Source organism: Acidobacteriota bacterium (genome assembly GCA_039028635.1).
Taxonomy (GTDB): Bacteria; Acidobacteriota; Thermoanaerobaculia; order Multivoradales; family JBCCEF01; genus JBCCEF01.
In genome coordinates, this window is the sequence record JBCCHV010000017.1 from 59,301 (window position 1) to 85,334 (window position 26,034).

Sequence of the window (26,034 nt, forward strand, 5' to 3'; positions counted from 1 at the left end):
CCTCACACTCCTGTGTAGGCATAGGTCTGGAAGAAGATCAAAATGTCGTCGATGCCGTCGCCATCGCGGGTACCGTCGCCGTCCGGATCATCGCCCTCGATCAGGACGTCGATCCCTTCGTCGGCGTCGTTGAGCAGCGTGCCGCCGGGGATGATCAACAGCCAGCGGCGGTTCCACACGCTGCGCCCGATCAAGCGACTGTCGGCGGTGGTCTCGCCCTCGAAGAAGTCGCCGGAATCGTGGAAGGCCCGGAAGGTGCCGATGCGACGGACGTCGTTGAAGCTGCCGCTCAGGCTGTCGTTGACCGGAATCCAGTCGGGATCGTCGAGCTGCGACTCACCGATGCTGAAGGGCACCGGCAGCACCTGATCGACCACCGTCCACTCGCGAGTCTGGAAGAGATCACCGCTCGGCGGCCGCAGGACGTCGGCGCCCACCGGCAGCAGGTAGACCCGCGGCGTGTTCGACAGCGGCAGGCCTTCGTAGTCCTGGAACCAGGTGCCGACGGTCCGGATGCGAGTGGCGAAATGGGTGGCGTCGTAGGCGCTGTCACCGGCGGCCAACGGCCAACCGAAGAAGTTGAGGCCGAAGGTGACGGTGGTCTCGAAGGGAATCACGATCGCCGGCTGCGGCCCGGCGCTCTCCGGCGCCAACGGCCGGGCATAGCGTCGGTACTCGGGCAGCGAGTTGAGATCGGCGACATAGTGGTCGCGCAGCACCGTCCGCCAGTCGACGTCGTCCTGGTCGCTATCGCTGGTCGGATCCGAATCGGTGATCCGGAAGAGCTCCTGGCGCAGCGAGAAACGATTCGTCTCGCTCTGCGGATTGATGAAGCCGAGCTGACCCTTCAAGACGTTGAAGTTCTCCTTCATGCGCCCGAGGGGGTCGGCCAAGCCGCGCGATCCGGGCACCGGCTCGCCGTCGAGGATCTGGCCGATGGCGCGCTCCTTGACGATGTCCGCCAGGAAGTCCTGACCGCCCTGAGCATCGGTGCCGAGGAGGTTGGTCTCGTAGTCGTAGGCGGTCGCCGCCAGGTAGGCGTAGCGCGCCGCCAGATCGAACTGCGCCCGGTACTTTTGCAGCGCGTCGTTGCGGAACACCCGGAAGGTGAGGTCCTGATAGCGCGCCAGCTGGACGTCGGCGGCGGTGTACTTGCGGAAGCGCACCATCGCCTGCAGCGTGCGCTGCCCCTTGGCCAGGGCCGCCAGATAGTTGCCGCGGTTTTGATCGATGATCTCGCGCCGCTGATAGGCCTCGAGGCGCAGCAGAGGCTCGCGGCGCAACGTCGCTTCGAGCTCCTTGAGCTTGGTGAAGGCGGCGAACTCGGCGTCCAAGGCCTGGACTTCGATGTCCGCTTGAATGCCGACATCCTCCTTCGCCAGGCTGAGCAGGTTGGCAGCGGTGTCGGTGACGTCGGCGGCGGTTTCGACCCAGAACTTGGTGTGGGACTTGGTCTGCTCCACCGCACAGCGCACGCCGGCGAAGACGTCACCGCCGGAGGACAAGCCCACCACCAGGGACTTGGGCACACACTCGGAGGTGCTCTTGCCGAACTCTTCGATCCCCAAGGCGACCCGCTTCAAGGTCGTCGAAGTGGTCTGCAGGGTGCCGAGGAAGGCGTTCATGGTGGCGAGCTCTTCGCGCTGGCCGTTGCGAATTCTGATCTTCCTGCGGTCGAGGCGATGCTGCGCCTCGAGAATTTCGAGCTGGTCGTTGATCGACAGCAGCAGGTTGTCGTACTGCTCGAGGGTCTGGTCGTAGTTGTTGATCGCCACCAGCAGGTCCGACAGGCGGTCCTGCAGCTCACCGGTGGCGCGGCGGCTGCCGGTCCACTCTTCCGGCTTGACCAAGAAGAAGGAGTCCGCTGTCACCGGCTCGCCGGCGGAATTGGTGCGCCGCGAACGCGACACGTGGTAGTCCACCGACAGGGTGTCGTTGCGCGGATCGGACAACGAGCAGCCGGTGTCGAAGGGATCGTCGTCACAGTCCGGATTGCCGGGGTTGAAGTTGAAGAACTCCATCACCGGCAGGGCCGAGAACTCTGCCGTGAAGACGTCCGTCGGCTCGTCCCGGGTGCCCGTCAGGTTGGTCTGATCGACGTACATGTAGTGGTAGAGGTCGGGACCGTTGTAGCCCGCCGGGTAGGTCCCTGGCGGCCCGATGTCGTCCGAGTAGGGATAGCCGAAGATCTCGATCAGGCGGCCGTTGAAGTCCTTTTCCTGCTCGAAGACGTTGGTGGTCAGGGCGTCGACCGTGTCCTGGTTGCGGCGCAGCAGCTGACTGAGCTGGTTGGCGTAGTCGAAGGTCGCCGAGGCGTTGTCGAGGGCCAAGCTGGCACGGTCGTAAATCTGTTCGAAGTGGGTCTTCGCCGCCGACGGCTCGGCCTCGTTGTCGACCAGATCGGGATCGATATCGAAGGGAACCACGCCCTTGGCGAGGCCGAGCGGGTTGAGGCCGCTGTCGGCCTCGTCGAGCTGCACCTGAATGGTGTCGTACTCGGCGACGATCTCGTCCAGCCCTTCGATGTTCTGACGGTCGATGCGCTGGATGCCGACGTGGCTGGGATCGGGGTCTTCGAAGGGCAGGATGGCGTTCGCCACCACCCAGTCGAAATAGGCCCCTTGGCCGGCTCGGCGGGCCCAGCCGGAGAGACCCCAGGCGCGATCCTCGTCCGAATCCTTGTAGCCCTGCCACTGGCCGGCCGGATCTTCGACGTAGTTCTCGCGGTAGGTCAGGTCGACGATCTCGGCGCCAGCCCGGGCCTTGGCCGCCGCCGCCTCGGCGAACTTCTGCTCGTCGAGGAAGTCCACCGTCACCGGCGAGTTCGCCACCAGCACCGCGCCGGTGCGCGGCAGCCAGGTGAAGAAGGGATGGCGCAACAGGTCGTAGTAGGTCTTGATCGAGGTCAGGTAGTGACCCCAGGCATCGCCATGGCCCTGCGGGAAGAGGATCTGGGCGTCGGTCTCGTCGACTACGCCGCTGAAGTCCTGGTCGGCGATGTTGTAGTTCTGGGCGTAGGCGAGCTCGCCATCGCCGGTGGTGAAGTTCCACAGCAGACGGTTGTAGTGCGGCCGCGCCGTCACCGCGCCGAAGTCGTCGGGGCGCCCGCGCAGCAGGGTGAGCTCCTCTTCGAGCAGCGAGGCGAGCTGGTTCTGGAAGGAGAAGATCGCCGGCGCCAAGGTGCCGTACTCCTCGCTCGCCACGTCGAAGCCGATGGTGGGGTCGAGGGCATCGCCGTAGGCCTCGTTGCCGAGCAGCATGTAGAAGTCCGACAGGCGCGACGAGATGCGCAGGATCTCCTTGTTGACCGGCGCGTAGTCCACCGGCGGCGTGCCGTCGACGCTCAGCTCCAGGGCGCGCCGCAACACCGTCTCGTAGGCTTCGATCAAGCCGATGGAGTTCAGGTTGTCGGCCGTCGGGTTGTAGGAGATGTCGCCCTCGTAACGCTCGCCGAGCTGTACCAGCATGCTGGCGAAGGTGTTGGTGGGAGCGGCGTGGAAGTCCTGCACCCGAGCCTCGAAGGGATTGAGGCCATCGATCACCCGCGCCACCCAGCCGGGTGCGAGCTGCGCCCGTTGGTCGAGGGCCGTGCCGCCGGGCTGACCGGCATAGAAGCTCCAGCCACCGCCGCACAGGGGTGCCGTCTCGCCCTGCGGAACGATCGGGTCGAGGGGCCGGTAGCGGGCCACGAACCAGTTGTCCGACAGGGTCTGCAGGTTGGCGCCCTTGATCGTGATGCTGTTGGCCCCAATGTCACCGTCCTCGGGGAAGAACTGGAACCAGCCGTTGAGCTGCCCGCCATCCGGGTCCGGCAGCGGCTCCGGTGGCGTGCCGTCCTCGTCCGGGTGGAAGTACCACTCGAAGCGATAGTCGCCGGAGCGCCCCATGAAGTCGCCGCTGTGACGCAGGGTGAGCTGCTCGTCGAAGACGTTGTCCGGGAAGATGACGTCGAGTTCGCCCTGGTAGGTGCTCTGGGTGGGCGGCGTGGTCGCCACTTCGAGGCAATCGACCCGAATCACCTGCAGATCCACCGGCAGCGGGCTGAGGGTCTCGTCCTCGTTGAAAGCCAAGGTCAAGTAGCCGGTGCCTTGGGCGTTGCCGGCCGACAGCGCGGCCTGCAGGCCGACCACCTCGATGGCCTCCGGGATACCGTCGGACCCCGGTTCCTCGACCACTCGGCCGTTGACGATCGAGATCGTCTTCTCGTCCTGCAGACCGATCAGGCTCTCGTCCGGAATGATCGGCGGAACCGGGTTGCAGCTCACCACCTGTTCCTCGATGGTGGTCAGAATCGTCGGGTTGTTGCAGAACGGATCGGCCGGGTTCTCGAGGAAGACGCAGGCTTCCTCGACCTCGGTCTGGAGCTGATCGACGGTGCACTCGTCGTCGGGCTCGATGATCTCGAGCTGGTTGGGGTTCTGGCTCAGGTCGTAGAGCGCCTGAATCGCCTCGTCCCAGGTGCAGTCGTCGTCCAGGCTCTGGCAGGTCTTGGTCGAGTCCTCGGCCTCGGTGCCGTCACCGCCGTCGAGGGACTTGAGGAGCTGGCGCTCGCGCACCGTCAGCACGTTGAGCATCAGCAGGTCTTCGCCGGTGGTGGCCTTCTCGAAGATGCCCTTCCACTTGAGCTCATTGTTGAGCCCGTCGTAGATGATCCGGGAGCGCACGCTGAAGGGCAGCCGGATGGTGCCTTCGATGTTCGACTCCGGCTGGATCTGGCCGGTCGCCGTGTCGATCGAGGTCGAGATGGTCTCCGGCAGATCGTCGATCATCACCGACCGCGGATTGAGCGGATCGATGATCCGCGCCAGGGTGGCGAAGGGATCGTAGGTGCCGCTCTGCAGCAGGCGGTCCTGGAGCTCGTCGTAGACGATCTTGACCCCGGCCTGGTTGAGGATGTCCGGCAATCCGAACTTAGGCTCGGCGAGGGTCTCGCCGACCAGCAGCACCGGCGGATCGGCCGGCCAGGAGATGTTGTACAGGGTGTCGACCGGATCACCATCGTCGGGATCGCCACCGAGCCAGGGAATGCACTCCCCGGCCGGCTTCTCGACGACGTCGTCGGCGTCGCGATCGAAGTAGAAGGTCTGCTGCAGCGGATACCAGTACTCCACCATCACCTGGCCGGCGGAACGGGCCCAGACGGACTTCTGGTAATCCTGGTAGAAGGGCGGGCCGGCGCCGCTGGTCTCCTCGCAGCCGCCGAGCAGGCGCACCGGATAGGGGGCGTTGATCTTGGTGCCGGCGGTGCCCGAGTACTGGAAGCTGTCGAAGCCTTGGCCGGTGGCCAGCACCTGGTACACCAGGTAATCCCAATCCTGAGCCGTTTCGTCGAACCACTTGAGGATGGTGTAGGGCTTCGAGGTCGAGGTGCGCTCCACCGGCGTGAAGTCGGAGCGCAGGGCGAAGACGGCGTTGAAGCCGGAGGAGCCGTTGGCCGGCGCGAAGAAGGCGTGCTCGTCGTTGGGGTTGAAGCCCGGCTTCGTCGGGTCGTCCTGGTTGTAGATGCGCACACCGGTGTAGATCAGCGGATCGAGCTCCGGCTGGCCGGCGATCTCGGAGCCCGTCTCGCTGGCGATGACGATGGTGAGCGGGTTGGCCGGCCACTGGCAGTCGTAGCGCGTCGGCATCGTCGACCAGGCGACGTTGCGGTCGTTGAGCTCGTACCAAACCACCACCATCAGATCGTCGCCGGCGGAGTCGAGGGGTACCTCATTGACCGGCACGATGCTGCCGGAACGGGTCTCGCGATCGTGAGCCCGGTCCGGACCATCGGCGTCGATGGGTGCTTTTTCGAACAGCACATAGCCGTTCTTGCCGGGATAGTCGACGTGGTCGACGTCGGTCAACGCCTCGCCGATCTCGCAGGTCTGGTCGTCCCGGAAGACCGGTCCATCATCGAGCACCAGAGAGGTGTCGAAAACCACCGTTTCGACGATCTCGAAGACGATCGGGGCAGTGGTCGGATCGAGGTTGCCGGGATCTTCCGAGTAGCCGAAGACGGCGAAGCCGGCGGTGTCGGCGGTGAACACCTTGGTCTGCGGATTGACCTCGGCACCGGAAGGATCGGTGAAGACGGTCACCGAGTTGACGTAGTCGAGGTCGATGGCCTCGGGCTCCACCTCCACCGGCGTACCGGCGATGTGAACCTGGCGACAGGGTCGGGTCGAGCCCGATTCGCCGCAGTAGTCGCTCGGCCAATCGGACGCTCCGACGGTGGTGATGCGATCGAGGTTGGTCAAGTCGCTGGCGTCGACCTTCCAGCGGATCTCGGCGGCAACCGGCTGCAGGACATAGAGATGCCCCTGGTCGTCGCCCTGGCCAAGGGGACCGATCGAGCTGTTGGCCGCCGGCGGGCTCCAGAAGAAGTAGTCGCCGATGGCGTTGCCGGGGCCGGTGACGATGATCTCCGGCGTCGAGTTCATCGCGTCGCTGACGTCGGCTCCGGCCGGCGCCGGCACTTCGGCTCCGACCACCCAGCTCTCGAAGGGCACCTCGAACCAGTCACCGCTGTCGAGGTCGAGATTGCCGAAGAAGGCGTCCTTGTCGCCCACCGCCGAGAGCTCCTGGCCAACGTCCGGGCCGAGGCGCAGATCGGTCTCGAACTCACCGGCGATGAAGACATCGTCGTTGCCATCGGTGGCGATCGCCAGGGCGCGGTCGTCGTCCGGCGATTCGTCGCTGTTGGCCACCTGGACCCAGCGCCACGGCGTGCCGGAGACGTCCAGGCTGGCGACCAGCACATCGGCCCCGGCGCCGGCATCGGTGGTCAGCGCCACGGTCTGGGAACCGGATCCGGTGTCGAGGGGATCGTTGAGGACGTCCGCGAAGCTGGCGCTGCCCTCATAGGCACCGGCGAGATAGACGTAGCCGTTGTCGTCCAGCGCCACGGCCAAACCTTCGCCGCCGGTGGCTCCCTTCAGCCACTCCCAGGTCTGCTGGCCGCCGTCCTCGCTGAGCTTGCCGAGGAAGGCACCGCTGGTGGTGAGAGTCTCCGAGCCGAAGTCGGTGCTGAACACCTGGTTGGTCGCTGAGGAGGTTCCGGCGACATAGATATTGACCGAGTTATCGACCGTGATGTCGTTGATCTCGACGTCATCCGGCAGCTTGTAGGCCCACTTCCAGGTCGGGTTCTCGGTGTCCGTGTCGCCGATGCTGGCGATGTACTGGGAAGGCTCACCCTCGGGGATGGTGAGAGAGTCCGCCATCTCCAGCCGGTGGTCCCGCGGCGAGGCGTCGACGCCGGCCTTCCAGGACTGGCTGCCGCCGTTGGCGAAGGCCGTATCCGGGCTCCACACCTCGATGCCGCCGAGGGGGGCCGCCACCTGCCACTGGGAGGTGGCGCCTTCGACGTCGTCCTCGAAGAGCACGTTGCCGACCGCGTCGCGCACCTCGAAGTCGTCGACCCACCAACCGTCGCCGCCGGCCGTATTGTCGGTTCCGAGGCGCCAGCGGAAGCGCACGTCGAGGCCGCTGAAGTCGTCGAGATTGACCTGCACCAGGCCGAAGCTGGTGTTACAGCCGCCCACCATCGGCGAGTCGATGTCGCAGGCCCAGGCGCCCCGGCCCTCGAGGGGATTGTCGCCGCCGGTGGCATCGATATCGCCGTTGGAGTCGTTCTCGGGATAGCCCCCGGTGATGAAGCGCAGCGGATTTCCGGCGGTGCTCGAAGGATCGTTGTCGGCCTCGCCAGCGAGGATGTCGTACCAGTTGGCGCCGCTGTCGGCGCTGTACTCGAGAACGCCACCGTCGTGGCCCGTGAAGCCGGTGAAGTCGAGGACGTAGCGGTGGTAGAACTCGAGCACGCCGCCACCGGCGACGCCGGAGAAGGTCAAGGTCTCCGGAATCGGCGTCTGCACGGTGGTGTCGTCGAGGAAGTTGGCGACGATGAAGATGCGGCCCTCGTCGTCGATGGCCATGTCCTGGGCCCACTCGCGACTGCCCTTGGTGCCGGCCCGGCGCACCCACTGCCAGGTGCCGGAGGTGTCGATCTTGGCGACCATCACCGAGGCCTCGCCACAGCCGGAGGTGGCGTCGTCGACATCGTTCTGCTGGAACAGCCACTGGAAGTGGAGCTGCGGCTCGGAGCCATCGTCGCCGACCAGCTCACCGCCTTCGTCGAGGAACACCGGGCAGTTGGCCTCACCGGCGATCACCACACCATCGGGAATCGGATCGGTGCCGCCGGCGAATCCCGAGATCACCTCGATATCGAAGCCGCGGTCGTGGCCCGGCCCGCCGACCATGCGGGCCCATTCCCAGTCGCCGTCGGCATCGATCTTGGCGACGAACAGGTCGCTGCGCGGATTGACGATCTCGAAGCCTTCGTAATCGGTGTCGTCGAAGCCCACGGGCGGTAGCGAAATGGTGGCGAGCTGCTGGTTGCGGAAGTCGATCTCACCGACGAACAGACCGGTGACATAGACGTTCTCGCCGCCGTCGACGGCCAAGCCGTAGACCTCGTCGACGGAGGCGCCGCCGGCGGTGGTGACCCACTCGAGCTCGCCGTCGGCGTCGTACTTGGCGACATAGAAGTCGGTCAGCCCCTGGGCGCCGATGGTGGGGTCGCCGCTGACCGCCCCGGGCAGGGTGATGGTGTTCTGGTACACGCCCGCCACGTAGACGTTGCCGCGGTCGTCGGTGCGAATGACGCGGGCATCGTCGGCGTCGCTACTGCCGGTGCTCAGGGGCCACAGGGCAAAGGCCCCGGTGGCGGTCAGAAGACCGACGAGGGTCAGGGTCGCCAGCTTGGTCTTGAAGCCGATCATCTCTTCCCTCTCGCTACTCGTTCAGCAGGGCCCGCGCCGAGGCGCGCCGCAGGAGAAAGGTGCCTTCGACGGCAATGTCGTTGCGATGCAAGCCACTCAAGGTCTCGCGATAGGTACCGCCCATCAGCTCCGAGCCCCACTCCGGCACTTCGCGGTCGAAGGGCTCGGTGGAGGCGAACTCAAAGGTCATTCTGCGCGTCACTTCGTAGGCCTCGGGGCTGAACTCGACAAATCGCAGATCCTTGTTGTCGTGGTCCGGATGGAACTTGTGACGGAACGGATTGGTCGGAAACTCGGAAGGCAACAGCAGGGTGGTGGTCACCGTGCCGCCGAGGGAGAAGTTGCCGTCCATGAGCTGCTCGTTGCCGTCGAAATCGTAGGCGGCGGTGCTCTCTCGAATCCCCACCGGCTGGCCGTCCCGGGAAGATGCACCGTCGAAGTTGGGGATCAGGCTGTCGTCCGTCAGCAGCACGAAGTAGCCGGGCGTCTCGACCACCAGATCGCCGGTGGCCGGATCGGTCACCATGGTGCCTTCCTGCCACATTTGGATCACTTCCTTGAGCAGGCGGAGCTGACCCGCCGAGTCGACGTGAATCAGCACCTTGAAGCCGAAGTTCGAGCCGGTGCTGGTCGGCACCAGGGAGCCGTTCTGGGCCTCGCTGACGCCGGTCACCCGCACCGCGCCGATCCACAGCCCTTCGAGGCCCGCCGTCGCTGCCGGCGCCAAGCCGCCGAGGCGGGCGGCGCCGGAGCGCTGGTTGCCGGCCCGGCTCTGGGAAACCACCGAGGGCAATACCGCCGCCGCCGACACCGAAACGAAGCGCCGGAAGCCCTGGCCGTTGGTGATCTCGAGAATGCCCTCCGCCAGGGCGCTGGTCAGCTCGCTGCGGCGCACGCCGAGCTCGAGCTGGACCTCCTCGCCGGGGCCGAAGGCGACGGAGTAGACCTCCGGCAGCTCCGGCCAGCTCTGCTCGCCGGTGTCGGTGTCGAAGCGGAAGAGGGTCAGCGGCACGTCGGAGCCGTTGACCTGGCGCACCGTGACAGAGGTGGCGGCGCCGCGGTTGATCAAGCTGAGGCGCAGGCGGCTCAGAGAGCCTCCGAAGGCCAGGTCGGTGCCCTGCGGCAGGTCGATCTCGAGCGGTCCCGGATAGTCGGAGGGGCCATCGGTGTAGACCCAATAGGCGGCGCCCGACTGGATGCGCTCCGAGAACGGGCTGGCGACGAGGCTCCAGATGCCGTTAGTGCCGAGCCGGTAGATCGGCTGCCCCGTGTGGGCCGGCGAAGCGGCGAGATAGTCGCCGAAGGTCGACGGCAGGGCCGGGTTGACGTAGAAGCCGACGAGGTTGAAAGAGTCGGTGATCCAGCCGCGATCGCGCACCCGCGGCTCGCCGGTGACCGAGAAGCTCACCGGAGCCGCCCCCTCGAGATGGATCAGGTAGGCCCGATTGGCGTAGATCGCCGACAGATTGGTCAGGATCGACTCCGGCCGGGGCCGCGGGAACCAGCCCAGCCAGCCGGCCCGATCGCTCAGACCGTCGGCGGGATCTTGAATGAACTGCACCGCCGAGTCGCTACCGATCCAGGTCCAGACGCTCGCCACCGGCAGACCGGCGAACACCGTGTCCGGCGAGACATCGGCCGGCTCGACCTCGAGATAGATGGCGTTCCATCCCGGTTGCAGATCGAAGCTCTGGGTGCGCTCCATGGCGGCGGCCGGCAGCGCCGACCCCAAGATCGCCGAGGACAGCAGCATCAGGGCCACCAGGCGTGGCATTGCAGGCATCTCCCTCATCACTCTCTCCGTGATCCAAGGCTTCATGGCGTTTCTCCACCCGGCGGTCGTCATGGCGTCACCGCCGACCAGGAATCGGTGTTGCCACTTTCGAAACCATCACTGAAGATCTGTCGCCGCGGCGCCAGCTCCAGACTGTCGACACCGACCTCGAAGGCATCGCCCTGCGGCGTCGAAACTCGGATCTCGACGCGCAAGGACTGCAGATCCGGCTCCGGCACCACCAAGCTGTCGAACAACATCCACGGCGGCGCCATATCCCCCGGAGTGCGCTCCGGAAGGGTCGTGCTGGCGGCCGACCCGGTGCATCCCGGGCTGTCGAACTGGGTGATCTCGAGGCCCACCCGAACGTCGGCATCGAGCGCCGCCAGCAGGTTCCCCTGCCAGAGCAGACGCAGCACTTCCGTCGTCTGGGTGTCGATGCACTGGCTGAGGGCGATGAAGAAGTCGCCCTCCGGGTTGGTCAAGCGAGCCGCGCCGGACAGCGGCCAACCCCAGCCGTCCCGCAGGCCGTCGAAGGTCACGGCGCCGGCGGCACCGAGACTCTGCGCCCAGGCACCGAGGTCGAAATCGAAATCGCCGTTGAGCAGCAGGTTGTGACGCTGCAGCCGGAAGTAGCGCCCGAAGTCGTCACCGCCGGTGCCATCGCCATCGCCATCGAGGGCGTTGCCGTAGAGGTCGCTCAGGGCAGCGCAGGCGAACAGGGCGTAAAGACCGTCTTCGTCGGCCTCGCCGTCGGCGAGGATCAACGTCGCGACGCTGGCAGTGGCATCCCAGTCGACGGCGGTCACCAGCAGCTCGCGGTCGTCACCGACAAGAGTCCCACAGCCGGCCGTGTCGACCCGCCGATCGGGACCGGCGGCCAACACCCGGTAGCTCGCCGGGTTGGTGACATCACCCGGGTCGAGATTGCCGGCGGGATCCGCCAGCTCCTCCGTGAAGGTGACGAAGAAGCGGTTGAGGGCGACGCGCAGCGACTCCATCGAAGTCAGCTCGCCGTCGGCGGTGTCCTCGTCGGTGCCGATCAGGGTCACCTGCGGTGAGATCGCATCAACCGTCACGTCGACGCTCGAGCTGTCGTTGCCGGAGACCGGGTCGGTCCCACTGCCGGCCACCGTGGCGGTGTTGGTGAAGGCACCATCGATCAGCGGCGAGGCCACCCCCAAGGTGATCACCGAGGCCGACCCAGGGGCCAGGCTGGCGAGCTCGCAGAGGACCTCGCCGGCCGACTGGCTGCAGAACCAGCCGCTGCCCGTCACGTTGCCGAAGGTGACTCCCGTGGGCAGCACGTCGCGCACCTCGACATCGCGCGCCACCGAAGGCCCACCGTTCGCCACCTCGAGGAAGTACTCGAAGGGCTGACCCGGACCGAGGATGTCGACGTCCGCCGTCTTGACCACCGAGAGGTCCGCCCGCGGGGTCAGGAGGTCGCTGTCCGAATCCTCTTCCCGACCATCGAGGTTGGGATCCGTGGACCCGCCCGCAGAAGTCACCATGGCGGTGTTGTCGAGACTGCCAGTGGCCGCCGGATCGATCGTCGCCAGGGCCTGGAAGGTCACCGCGGCGCCGACCGGCAGAGCCACCGTTTCGGCGATGTCGCCACTGCCCGAGGGATTGCCGCAGACGCCGCCATCGGTGCCGGAGCAGCTCCAAGACACGGCCACGATCTCGGCCGGGAAGCTGTCCGTCACCTGGACCGCGGGATCGTCGCTCGGTCCGGCGTTGGTGGCGGTGATGAAGTACAGCACCTGGGCGCCCGGCACGGCGGTGGTGACGCCGTCGTCCTTGTCGATGGCGAGGTCCGCCTGCGGCGTCAAGGTGTTGGTGTCGGAGGCGCTGGTGTCGCCGCTGTTGACCGTCGGCGCCGGCACCTCCACCGTCACCGTGTTGGTCAGGCTGCCGGTCGCCGCCGGGTGGACCAGGGCGTCGAAGGCGTAGACCAGCTCGCCTCCGACCTCGAGATCGATGACATCGCTCAGGGCATCGCTGCCGGACGGACTGCAGACTCCGGCGGCCCGTCGCTCCCAGATCGACACCCCGGCCGAGGCCGAGACCGCCACCTGCAGGAAGCCGCCGGGACCATCGAAGGCAACGTCCGCCGGCGCGTCGAGACCGAAGCCGGCATCGTCGCTGGCGGTGGCGACCACCGTCAGCTCACCGCTGCTGGCGGAGCGCCGCAACACCACCAGGGCGTCGTCGTTGAGGGCGGTCACGGCAACGTCCTGGCCATCGCTGGAGATGGCGAGACCGTTGGCGCCGTCGAAGCTGTCGAAGCCGGCGTCGCCGTCGCGATAGAGGCTTACCGCGGTGAGCTCGCCGCTGCTGGCGTCGCGCTCGAAGAGCATGACCGCGTCATCGCCGAGGGCCGCCGTGTAGAGATGCTCGCCGCCCGGGCTGATCACCAGATCCGACAACAGGTTGAGGCCGTCGACCCCGGCATCGCCGTCCTGCAGGGCCTCGACGAAGGTCAGCGCACCGCTGGCGTCGTCGATGGCGAACACGGACAGCGCGTGGGAGGTGCGCGCCACGACGTAGAGGAAGGCACCGTCGGGACTGACCGCCGACTTCCAGGCGCCCGCCAAGACGCCGAGGGGAACGTCTCCAAAGCCGTCCTTCTCGCGCTCGACGAAGGTCAGGTCGGCGCCGTCCCAGGAGAACACCGCCACCGCCTCGTCGTCGACGCTGGTGACGTAGACGAAGCCGCCCTGCGGGTGGAGCGAGAGGTTGGCGGCGCCGTCGAGGCCGTCGAGGGTGCCATCGCTCTGCCGCGCCGTGGTGCCCAGACTGAGCTGACCGAAGTCCGGCGACGCCGGATCGCTGTCACGCTCGAAGGCCAGCAGAGCATCGTCGTCGCCGGCCACGGCGAAGAGGGTCTTCTGATCCGCCGACAGAGCCAAGCCGCCAACGCCGGCGAGATCGTCGATGCCGTCCTCGCCGTCGCGCAGAAGCTGGAGGCGTCCCAGCAGGGTGCCGCTCGCCGGATCGCGGTCGTAGACGCTGATCGTGCTCGCCGCCGGCGACGCCAAGTAGGCGTGCTCGCCGTCGTCGCTCACCAACACCGAAGCCGCCCCCGCCATCTCGACGGCGTCGAGCTCGGCGGCGACGAAGGTCAAGGCGGTATCGCTGCTGCAGCTCCAGGTCGCCGAAACGACCTCCGGCACCAGCGGATCCTCGAGCTCGCCGGCGAGCAGGTCGCTCGGGCCGAGGTTCTCGACGGTGATGACATAGGAGGTCACCGTTCCCGGCACCGAGGTGGTGGCGCCGTCGTCCTTGGTCAAGACCAGATCGACCTCCGGCACCAGGTCATTCTCGTCGACCGCCAAATTGTCGTCCGGATCCTCGTCGATCACGCCCATCGGCGCCTCGACCGTCGCTTCGTTGCGCAGGGTTCCAGTCGCCGAAGGCACCACCGTTCCCTGCAGCGCGAAGACCGCCTGACCACCGGCCACCAGATCGATCGACTCCACCAACCGTCGTCCGCTGCCGGTGGCGTCGCAACGGGAGCCGGCCTGGCGTTCGTAGATCACCAGAGAGTCACCGGTGGCGGCAGTGGCATAGAGCTGGTCGCCGTCGCTGCTCACCACCAGGCCGCTGATCTCCGCGAGACCCGCGTCGGCGGGACCGAGCAGCGCCTCGACGAAGGTCAGCTCGCCGGAGGCAGCGCGCGCCAGAACCGCCAGACCATCTTCGCCGGGAGCCCCGGCATAGAGGTGCTCGCCGTCGCCGGAAAGGGCCAAGGAAGCGACGCCGGCCAGTCCATCGACGCCGGCGACATCGTCGACCAGCGCCGCGATGAAGCTCTGTCCACCGGCGCCATCGCGCAACACGGCCACGGCGTTGGCGGTGCTGCCGGCGATATAGAGATCGCCGTCTTCACTGACCGCTATCGCCGCGGCGCCGGCCAGGCCGGTGACCGCCGCGCCATCGAGCAGATCACCATCCTCGATGGCGTCGACGAAGGTCAGTCGGCCGTCGCCGGCGCGGTCGAAGATCGCCACCGCGTCGTCGAGGGAACCGACGGCGTAGACCCGCTGACCGCTGTCGGCCACCGCCAAGTCGGCAGCGCCGGCAAGACCGTCGACGCCGTCGACGCCATCGATCCAGGCTTCGAGGAAGGTCAGGGTGCCGTCCGCCTCGACGGCGAAGACCGCCAGACCATTGTCGGCTCGGCCGACGGCGTAGAGATGTGAGCCGTCCGGAGACAGCGCCAGCGCGGCGACCCCACCGAGGCCGTCGACGAAGCCGCCACCGGCCGGATCGCCGTCCTGCACGAAGGCGGCGAAGGTGAGCTCGCCGGTGAGGCTGTCGCGGGTGAAGATCGCGATGGCGTCATCGGTGGCGCCGGCGACGTAGACGTGACTGCCGTCGCCATCGACCACCACATCGGAAGCTCCGGCGAGACCATCCACCGTGCCGAGGTCGCTGCAGCTCGCGTCGTAGGCCGTCTGGCCATCGCTGATGGCCCCGAGGTAGGTCAGGGCGCCGGTGCTGGCGGAGCGGCTGAACAGCGCCACCGCGTCGTCGTCGAAGCTCGCCGCGTAGGCGCTGCGGCCATCGGCGCTCACCGCCACCGCGGCGGCCCCTTCGAGGCCCTCGAGGGCGGTCACCGGGCCACCGCAGGTCGACAGCGAGACGGCATCCCCTTCAGTGAACAGCACCGGGCTGAAGGTCGGCACGCCGAGCAGTCCGGGGATCGGGGTCGCGCTGCAGGTCCAGGAGATGTCGTTCATGACCTCCGGGAAGATGTCCCGCACCAACACGCCCGAGGCATCGCTCGGCCCGCGGTTGTCGACGGTGATCTTGTAGGCGACATCGCGCCCCGGCGTCGAGGTGGTGGACTCGTCGGCAGTGCAGGTCGCGAGGTCCGACGGCAGCGGCAGATCGCAATTGATCTTGGAGATCTCGAGATCGGCCTGCGCCGTCAGAATGGTGTTGTCGTCGGTCGCCGAGTCGTTGCTGGTGTCGAGCTCGATCACCCCGGCCGGCGCCTCGACGGTGGCGGTGTTGACCACCGATCCGGTGGCGTCCGGCCGCACCGTGGCGGTGGCCTGGAACTCGATGATGCCGCCGGCCGGCAGGCTGACGTCCTGCACGATGTCGCCGGTGCCACCGAAGCAGCTCGCCCCCGCGGTGATGATCGAGCAGGTGAAGCTGACGTCGACCAGCTCCACCGGGAAGATGTCCGTCACCCGAGCCCCGACCACCGCGCTCGGACCCTGGTTGGTCACCCGGATGACGTAGTTCACCGTCGCACCCGGGGCGACGCCGCCGCCGCCGTTGCTCTGCGCGGCGACCAGGGCGAGCTCGCCGCTGCCGGTTTCGCTGGTCGAATCCCAGTCCCGTTCGAGGGCCGAAACGGCGGCATCGGTGGCCGCGGCGCTGTAGAGGAAGATGCCGTCTTCGGCGAAGGCCAGGGCTCTCACCCCAGCGAGACTGGCAACCGTCTCTCCACCCGACAGATCGCCATTGGCGAGGGCACCGATCCAGGTCAAGGCGCCGCTGGAGGCGTCGCGAGCGAACACCGCCACGGCGCTGCTGCCGGCCGCCGCGACATAGACGTGCTGGCCACCGGCATCGGCACCGGCGGGATCCGGCGTCACCAGCACCGCCGCCGGAGCGAGCAGCGCGTCGGGGCTGCCGCCGGCGCCACCATCGCCGTCCACCCGAGCTTCCAGGAAGGTCAGGGAGCCGGTTGCCGTGTCGCGGCTGAAGACCACCACGCCGTTGGCGCCGGTGGCGGCGACGTAGAGCTGGAGCCCATCCGGTGAGACCGACAGACCGGCCGGCGACAGCAGCGAAGAGACGCCGTCGGCACCCTCGAACCAGGCGCGATCGAAGGTCAGGACCGGCGATCCGCCGGTGGCGACGGTGAAGTGGGCCACCGCCTGGTCGAGAGCGCCGGAAACGTAGAGGTCGCTCCCCACCAGAGTCAGGGCGCGCGCGCCGGCCAGGCCATCGACGCCGGCCATGCCGTCCTCGTAGACCTCGACCTGGCTGAGCTCACCGAAGGTCGCCGCACCCGAGTCGGTGTCGCGGGCGAAGACGCTGACCGCATCACTGCCCTCCACCGCCACCAGCAGGTAGCTGCCATCGGCGCTCACCACCAGATCGCTCGGGGCGAGCAGAGCGGTCACCCCGGAGAGACCGTTCTGGACCAGCTGCAGGAAGCTCAAAGTGCCGTCGGAGGCATCGCGACGGAACACCGCCAAGGCGTTGTCGCCGGCACCGGCGACATAGACGTGCTCACCGTCCGGGGAGAGGGCTACCGCCCGTGCCCCGTTGAGGCCGTCGAGATCGGTGTCGTCGCGGTAAGTCTCGAGGAAGGTCAGCTCGCCGGTCAGGCCGTCGCGCTCGAAGACCACCACCGCGTCGTCGACCTCGCCGACGGCATAGACGTGAGCCCCGTCGCTGGCGATGGCGACATCGGCGGCGCCGGCCAAACCGACGACCTCGACGAACTGATCGGCCTTGGTGATCTCGAGATCGACCCGCGGCGACAAGGGATCGCTGTCGCTATCGCGGTTGTCCGAAGAATCGGTTTCGGTGGTGCCCAGCGGCACGTCGACGAAGACCTCGTTCACCAGCTCGTCTTCGCAGGGGTAGGGCGGAGCACAGGCATCGGCGGCGACGGTTCCCGTCACCTCGTACCGCAGGCGGGTGCCGGCGGCGACGTCGATGGTGTCATCGAGGGCGCAGTCGAGGCCCGAGCTGCCAGGATCGCAAACGCCGCTGTTGCAGCTCGAATCCGCCGGCCGGTCGAACACCGCGACGCTGTCGTCGAAGCGGCTGGCCACCAGCACCGTCCGGCCATCGGGGGTCAGGGCCAGAGCCGAGGCTCCGTCCAGGCCCTCGGCCTCGATGCCGTCGCGCTGGCGCTCGACGAAGGTGAGATCGCCGAAGGCCGTCGACTCGCGCCGGAACACCGCCACCGCACCCTCCGTCGCCGCCGTGTAGACGTTGAAGCCATCGGCGCTCACCGCCAACGCCGTCACCCCGGTCAGACCCTCGGCGTCGGTTCCGCTCACCAGGCTCTGACGGAAGCTCAGGCTGCCGGTGCTGGTGTCGCGACTGAACACCACCAGGGCATTCGAGCCGGCCGCCGCGACGTAGAGATTGAGGCCGTCGTCGGCGAGGGCCAGGCCGCGCGGCTCGACCATGTCGGTGACCGTGCCGGAGCCGTTGCGCTCGAGGCCGGCGAAGCTCAAGGCGCCGCTGGTGCCGTCGCGGGTGAAGCGGGCCAGAGCATCCTCGGCCTCGCCGGCGACGTAGACATCGCCCGCCGTCGCCACCAGCGCCCGCGCTCCGGCGAGGCCGTCGACGCCCGCGACATCGTCCCGCACCAGCTCTTCGAAGGTCAGGGCGCCGGTGCCGGCATCGCGCGAGTAGTGGCTGACGGAGTTGTCGTTCGAGGCCGCCACGTAGAGATGGAGACCGCTGGGATCGAAGGCCAGGCCGGCCGCCGAATCGAGCCCGTCGACCACCGTCGCGCCGGCCTCCGGCAAGGCCACCGAATCGTCCTGGAAGAGCGCCACGAAGGTCAGCGTGCCGTCGCCGGCGCGACTGAAGACCATCAGCGCATCGTCGGTACGGGCCGCCACATAGACGTGAGCGCCATCGGGACTGACGGTGACTGCGCTGGCACCGTCGAGGCCGGCGGGAGCGAGAGACTCGACGAACAGCAGACTGCCGTCGCCCTGAATCTCGAAGACGCTGACCGCGTCGTCGAGCAGACCTGTGACGTAGAGGTTCTGACCGCTGGGATCGATCGCCGTCGCCGCCGCGCCGTCGAGGCCGGCGACGCTGGCCTCCTCGTCGACCAGCGCCTGGCGGAAGTCGAGGGTGCCGGAGGGCTCGGCGACGCAGGTCCACTGCGCCACCCCCTCGAACAGGGTGCAAGCGCCGTCCGACTCGCGGCAGAGATCGTCGCTCACGGTACCGCCGACGACGTTGCTCGGTCCGCGGTTGAAGACCTCGATCTCGTAGGTGGTCTCTTCGCCGGGCACCACGCCGTCGACGCGGTTCGACTTGCTCACCTCGAGGTCCGCCTCGGGAGTCAGCAGGTCGGTGTCCGTGCAGGTGTTGTTGTCGGCGGCGCCGACACAGATGCCGCTGGGATGGGGATCCGCCGGGTCGCTCACCGCGCTGCTGCTGCCGGCGGCGACGGTGGCGGTGTTGACCAGGCTACCGGTGGCCGCCGGATCGACGGTGGCGCTGATCGTGTAGACCACCGAGCCGCCGGCGGCGATATCCACCTGGTCGACGAGATCGCCGACGCCGCTGCTGGTGCAGCGCGAGCCCGACGAACGCGAGAAGATCGCCACGCTGTCGCTCTGGAAGGCCGCCACGTAGACGTGGCGGGTGTCGCGGGTGACGGCCACCGAGTAGGGCTGGGTCAATCCGCTGACGCCGTCGGAGCCATCGACGCGGGCCTCGAGGAAGGTCAAAGAGCCGGTGGTGGCCTCGCGAGCGAAGACCGCCAGGGCCTGGTCGTCCTGACCTGCCACGTAGACGAATTTGCCGTCGTCGGCGACTGCCACGCCGCGGGCACCGTTGAGCCCGTCGACGGTGGACGAGCCGAGCACCCCGCCATCCGTCGCCGCCTGCAGCTCGCTCAGATCGCCGAAGTCGTCACCGGTCGAATCGGTGGCGCGCAGCAGGGCGACGAGGGAGTCGGCGACGCCGCTGGCGACATAGAGATTGCCGTCGTCCGGGCTCAAGGCCAGGCCGAGGGGACGATCGAGAGCCGCGATGGCCGTCGAACCGGCGACCGGGCTGGGGGAAGACGGCCCCTGCAGAACCTGCTGCTGGGTGAGCTCGCCGGTCACCGTGTCGCGCGCGAAGACCAGCACCGCGTCGGCCTCCGAGGCGGCGACATAGAGGTGCTCACCATCGGCGGTCACCACCACGTCGTGGGCTCCCTGCAGCCCTTCGATGCCGCCGACGCCACTGGTGTAGGTGGTGATCCAGTCGAGCTCACCGCTCGCCCCGACGATCTCGAACACCGTCAGGCCGCCACCGAAGCCGGCGAAGCGGCTGGCGGCGTAGAGGAAGCGACCGTCGGCGCTGACCGCCAAGCCGGCGATCCCGAAGAGGCCGTCGACGGTATCGCCGTCGCCTTCGACGGCGCCGTCGCGCTGCACCTCGATGAAGGTCAGCTCGCCGCTGGTGCCGTTGCGCTCGAAGACCGCCAGCCCGTTGGCGGAAGAAGCCACGCCCTGGCTGGCGACGTAGACGGTGCCGCCGGTCTGAGTGGCGGCCAAGGCCACCGGGAACTCGAGGCCATCGGCCCCGAGGTCGTCGCGTTCGACCTCGATCAAGCTGAGATCGCCGGTGTCGCGATCCCGCTCCCAGGCGGAGACGGCGCTCTCGGAGGAGCTCGCCAGGTAGACGTGCTCGCCGAGATCGCCGACCACCAGCACATCGGAGGCGCCGTCGAGGCCGTCGGCGCCGCTGTCCGTATCGGCGATGGCGTCGACGAAGGCGAAGGTCGGCGGTGCCTGAGCGCGCTCCCAGACGGTGAGCGAGTCGTCGAAGACCGAGGCGGCATAGAGGTGCACGCCGTCGCCGTCGAGAGCCAAACCGACCACACCGCTGATGAAGGCCGAGGCGGCGCCGTCGTTGAGGACCTCGATGAACTTCAGGCTGCCGGAAGTCTGGTTGCGCTGATAGACGGCGATCGAGCTCGGCTCACCCACCGAGTCGTCGCCGGTGCTGGCGACGTAGAGATGGATCCCGTCCGGGCTCATGGCGATGCCGGTGGGCTGCTCGAGGCCTTGCGCCGAACCGCCCTCTCCCGAATCTCCCTTGACCCGGCTCAGGGAGGTCGAGGACAGGGTGCCGTCGCTCTCGCGCTGGAAGACCGCGATCGACTGGTCGAGGCGGCCGGTGACATAGACGTGCCGGCCCTCCTCCGGGCTGACCACCAGGTCGAAGGCACCGTCGACCAAGTCGGTGCCGGTATCGAGGGCCTGCAGGAAGGTGAGCTCGCCGCTGCTGTCGTCGATGGCGAAGGCGGAGACGGCGTCGTCTTCTTCGGCGGTGACGTAGAGGTTCTCGCCGTCCGGCGCCAGCGCCAGGGCACGCAGCCCGAGGAGGAGATCGCTGGGAGCCGAGTCGGCGACCTCCTGAACGAAGCTCAGGGTGCCGGTGCCGGCATCGAAGGCAAAGACGGTGATTCCCGAGCCCGCGAAGGTGGTCTCGTTACCGAGGGCGCTGACGTAGAGGAAATCGCCATCGGCGGAGAGGGCGAGACCGTTGGCACCGAGCAGCAGATTGGGCGTGCCGCCGGCACCGGCGATGCCGTCGACCCGTTCCGATAGGAAGGTCAAGGTGCCATCGAGGGGGTCGCGCACGAAGACCGTGACCGCGCCATCGGTCTCGGAGGCCACCAGCACATGGGCGCCATCGTGGCTCACCAGCACCGCCGCCGCACCGACCAGATGATTGGCGACATCGCTCGAGCCACCGGCTCCTTCGACGCCGTCGAGGCGGGACTCGACGAAGGTCACCTCGCCGCTGTCGCTATCGCGCTCGAAGACTTCCACCGCCCCTGGCGAACGCACCAGGTAGAGGAAGCCGCCGTCCGGGCTGATCGCGACCTGACGCGCCGTTTCGAGCGGGATCTCGGTCTCGATCAGGGTCAGCGTTCCACGCGGCGGGGCCTCCGACGAGCAGATCCAGCGGACATCCGTCAGCGTCGTCGGGAAGAGGTCCTCGACGGTCGCCAGGAAGGCGTCGTCGGGCCCTTCGTTGCTGACCACGATGGAGTACTCGAGAGTCTCTCCGGGAACCGCCGAGGTGGTGCCGTCGTCCTTGATGATCGACAGATCCGCTTCCGCCGACAGGAAGACGTTGACGAAGGAAGAGTTGTCCGGATTGGGATCGAAAAAGCCCGTCGGCGAGGTCACCGTCGCGGTGTTGCTGAGCACGCCGCTGAGCACCGAGACCGTGCCGTCGATGGTGAAGGTCACTTCGCCGGCACCGCTGCAGTCGCTCGGGTCGCCGGCTTCGAGGTCGACGGTGAGGTTGATGTTGCCGCTGCCGGAGGCCGGGCAAGCGGTCTCCGGGGCACTGCCGCCGGTCACCGCACAGGTCCAGGTCGGCGAGCTGTAGGTACCCGGGAAGTCGTCGCGCACGACGGCGCCGACGACGTCGCTCGGACCGCAGTTCTTGACCCGGATCTCGAAGGCCAGGGCACCGGTGTCCTCGTCGACGCTGCCCGCCGTCTTGACGATCTGCAGGTCACCCTGGGGCGAGAGCTCGACCTCGGTGGTGACGCTCGATCCGTTGCTGTCGAGATGGGTCACCGGCAGCTCCACCTCGGCGGTGTTGACCATGCAGGGCAGGCTGGCGTCGTAGGTGCAGGGCAGGCCGGCACTCGAGCGCAGCTCACCGGTGGCGATGACGGTGACGCCGAAGCCGGGCTCGAGATCGAGGCTGATGTCGAGATCGCCACTACCGGTGGTGGTGCCGCAGACCGCGTTGGCATTCCCGCTGCCGGTGCAGGTCCAGGTGACGGCGGTGAACTGGGTGTCGTCGAAGTCGTCGACCAAGCGCGCTCCGCTGACCGCCGAGGGGCCGGCGTTGAAGGCCACGATCTGCCACTGGAAGGGCTGCCCCGGCACCGCCGGATCGGTGAGTGCCAGCTTGGTCATCTGGACATCGATGAGGATCCCGATGTCATCCGTGTCGGTGCACTCGTTGTTGTTCGCGGCGCCATCGCAGACACCCGCCGGATGGGCGCTGGCGGCGTCCGTCACGATGGCGTCGGGAACCGTCGCAGTGGCGGTGTTGACGAGCGTCCCGGTCGCCCCGGCGGCCACCGTGGCATCGGCCTGAATGGTGATCGTGGCGCCTGCCGGGAGATCGACGCCGGCATCGAGATCACCGCTACCGGCGGCCGGGCAGGTCGCTCCGAAGGTGTCCCGCAGGCTGAACACCGAGCTACCGCCGCGATCCGCCAGCACGAGGAACTCACCGCCCGGGCTGAACACCGTCGAGACCGCCTCGCCGGCGGTCTGAGTGCTGACGAAAGTGAGCTCGTGGCCGACCCGCGAGAACAGCACGACGGAGTTGCTCCCGGGGCTGGTGACGACCACCTGGGTGCCGTCCGGGATCACCGCCAGACCGACGGGTCCGGAGAGACTGGTCGGCGAGCCGCCGAGGCCGCCGTCACCGGCAAAGCGCTCCGACCGGAAGGTCAACGAGCCATCGGCGGAGGCGATGTCGAAGGAGACGACGGCGTCTTCCGAGGTACCGCTGGCGAAGAGGTTGTCGCCCGCCGGGCTGACCGCAATGGCGGTGACCCCGCCGAGCCGCCGGCCGGCGTCGTCGAGCTCCGTCTCGACCAGCGTCAGATCGCCGCTCGCCGAGTCGATGGCGTAGACGTTGACCGCCGAGGCGGTGGGCGCCGCAGCATAGAGATATCGACCGCTCGGGTGCATGGCGAGGGCGGCGACGCCGGTGAGGCTGCCGGTGGCGGTGGTGCCGAGGAAGCTCACCGCCCCGCTTGCGGCGGTGCGCTCGAAGCGGGCGATCAGGTCGTCGTCCTGGCCGGCGACATAGAGGAATCGGCCGTCGGGCGTCAGCACCACTCCGGCGGCGCCTTCGAGGCCATCGACGCCGGACACGCCGTCGATCTTTTCCTCGACCAGAGTGAGAGTGCCATCGGTGCCATTGCGATCGAACACCGTCAAGGCGTGATCGAGGTTGGCGGTGACATAGACGTGCTCACCGTCCGGCGAGACCGCCACCCCGGTGGCGCCCTCGAGGCCATTGGGCTGATCGGGAAGGGTGCCGACGCCGTCGGTGCGGCTCTCGACGAAGCCCAGGCTGCCATCGCTCGCCAGCGACAGGACCGCCACCGCGTGATCGCTCTGACCGGTGGCGTAGATGAAGTCACCGGAGGGTGCCACCGCAACCGCCGTCACCGACCCCAGACCATCGACGCCGCCGATGCCGTTCTGCGCCTCGCCGCGGGTGAGCAGCGCGGCGCCGGTGCTGCAGGTGTAGGACACCGCCGACAGCAGCGTGTCGTCGAAGTCGTCGACCACCCGCACGCCGAAGAGATCACTCGGACCGCTGTTCGAGACTTCGATCACGTAGGACACGACCTGCAGCGGCTGCACCGAGGTCAGTCCATCGTCCTTGGTGATCGAAACGTCGCCCACCGGCGTCAAGGAGTCGCTTTCGCTGCCGCTGTTGTTGCCCGTCGAGGGGTCCGATTCGCTGCCCAGGGCACTGACCGTGACGGTGTGATCGAGGCTCGGCGTCACCCGGTAATCGATGCCCGGAGAGACCACGCCCTCGATCGTCAAGGTCACCTGCTGGCCCGAGGCCAAGCTCAGGTCGACCCAACGATCGAAGGGCTGGATGGTGCCATCGCTGGCCGCGAACACCGGGCTCAACAACTCCGCCGGAACCGGCGCCGGCAGCAGAAACCCGGAGCTGACGCTGGGGCCGTTGTTGCGCACCGTAAGGCTGTAGGACAGGCGTTCGCCAGGCGTCACCGAGGTGGGCGTCGAAGTGAAACCGACCACCTCGAGATCGACCGACGGAATCAAGGCATCGGAGTCGGTGCAGGAATCGTTGTCGGCATCGCCGTCGCAGCCGGCGTTGGCGCTGCCGGCCGTATCGCTGTAGCCGGTGGGCGCCGCAGCGCTCGCCGTGTTGGAGAGGGTGCCGGTCTCGGCCGCCCCCACCGTGCCGGTGATCTGATAGGTCAGCGAGCCACCGACGGCGAGGTCGCCGCTGGTCGAGAGGTTGCCACTCCCCAAGCCGCCGGAGCAGCTACTGGCGATGTCCCGCAGATAGGTCGAGACGGCGTTGTCGGTGGCGCCGACGGCGACCACATGGTCGCCGAGGTCGCTGCCGGTGCCGCTGCCGCCGTAGAAAGCCACGGCGATCGCCTCGTCCAGGCCGTCGACGGTCAAGCTGCCGAGGCTGTCGCCATCGGTCACCGCCTGCACGAAGCTGAGGGCGCCGGAGCCATCGCGAGCGAGCACCGCCAAGGCGTCGCTGGCCTGGGAGGCCACGAAGAGATGACCACCCGCATCGTCGACGGCGAGGCCGGCGGCCCCTTCGAGGCCGGAAACGCCCGCGTCCGATTCCTGGATGTCATCGACGAAGGTCAACAAGCCGGTACCGGAGTCCCGGCTGAACCACGACACCGCGTCGTTGACGTCGGCCGCGACGTAGACCTGCGAGCCGCTCGGGCCGACCAAGACCCCATGAGCACCGTTGAGCTGCGGCACCGTACCGCCCACAGAGTTGTCCTTCAGGCTCTGCAGCCAGGTCAGAGAGCCGTCCGCCGAGGAAACCGCGAAGGCGCTGACCGAGTCGTCGTCGCCAGCGGCGACGTAGGCGAAGGCGTCGTCGGAAGAGAGGTCGATCCCGCGCGCTCCGTTCAGGCCGTCGACGATGTTCACGCCCTGAATCGCGCCGTCCGCCAAGGAGCTCTCCCAGGTCAGGGAGCCCGCCGAGAAGGACAGGGAGGCAACGGCGTCGGAATCCCCCGCGGCGACCAGCACGAAAGCGTCGTCGGAGGTCACCGCGACGCCGCGCGCACCTTCGAGGCCGATGATCGTCGTCGAGCCCTCCATCGCCCCGTTGGTGCGGTGATCGGAATAGGTCAGGACACCGGTGCCCGAGTTGCGCGCAAAGGCGGCGATGGTGTCGCCGACTTCGGCGGCGACGAAAAGGTAGCTGGCGTCGGAGCTGAAGGCCAAGGCCGCGGGGCCGTCGAGGCCGTCTTCGCCGGAGCCGAGATCGCTCTGGGCCAGGGAGGAGCTGAAGGTCAGGGAGCCGGACAGGGCATCACGGCTCCAAACGCTGACACGATCGTTGCCGGCTTCGGCGACGTAGACGAAGGCGCCGTCCGGGCTGATCAGGACATCGCGCGCCCCGGTCGCGCCGCTGTGGACATCGACGAAGGCGATCTCGCCGCTGCTGGTCGACGGCGAGGCACTACAGGACCAGGAAGAGGTCGGGCTGAAGGCCGCCGGCAGCGGATCCGAGACGGTTGCTCCGAAGACCGGATGAATGCCGTCGTTGGTGACCGTCACCTGGTAGGTGAAGCCGGCGGCAGCGCCGGGCACCACCGTGGAAAGCTCGGTGGCGGCACAGCTCGCCGCGTTACTGCAGTTGATCTTTTCGACGGACAGGTCGGAGCGGAGACTCTCGACGTCGGCGAGGGCCGAGCCGGTTGCGAAACAACAGGCCACGAAGACCCAGATCCAGCGCTGCAGGGACACCCCTGCCGTCACACGCCTCAACACCTGTGCAGCCCTCCCACGAAACCTTCGAGACTCGATCGACAAACGCGCCGAAGTGTCCTGCAAGACCACAAACTTCCAAGAGAAATCATCACACTTATAGAATCGCAAAAAGCCCTTGTCAAGTGTCATCGCCACGGAAAGTCCCTTATTTAGTAGTCTCTTTTCGACCTTTCGAGATTCCCGTATTCACCGTCCCCCCTTG

Annotated in this window: 3 protein-coding genes; all 3 read right to left on the bottom strand. The window is 67.8% G+C overall.

Features of this window, described 5'->3' with window-relative positions; translation table 11 throughout:
* Positions 1–2: 2 nt before the first annotated feature.
* Positions 3–8,765 carry a hypothetical protein gene (locus AAF604_09470; protein ID MEM7049879.1) on the bottom strand — a complete coding sequence of 2,921 codons (8,763 nt, stop codon included), beginning with the start codon at positions 8,763–8,765 and terminating at the stop codon, positions 3–5.
* A gap of 13 nt (positions 8,766–8,778) precedes the next feature.
* On the bottom strand, positions 8,779–10,539 hold the full coding sequence (locus AAF604_09475) for a hypothetical protein (protein ID MEM7049880.1): 1,761 nt from the start codon (positions 10,537–10,539) through the stop codon (positions 8,779–8,781).
* Between the two features lie 68 nt (positions 10,540–10,607).
* Positions 10,608–25,832, bottom strand: coding sequence for a beta-propeller fold lactonase family protein (locus AAF604_09480; GenBank protein ID MEM7049881.1), 15,225 nt, complete (start codon positions 25,830–25,832; stop codon positions 10,608–10,610).
* Positions 25,833–26,034: the final 202 nt, after the last annotated feature.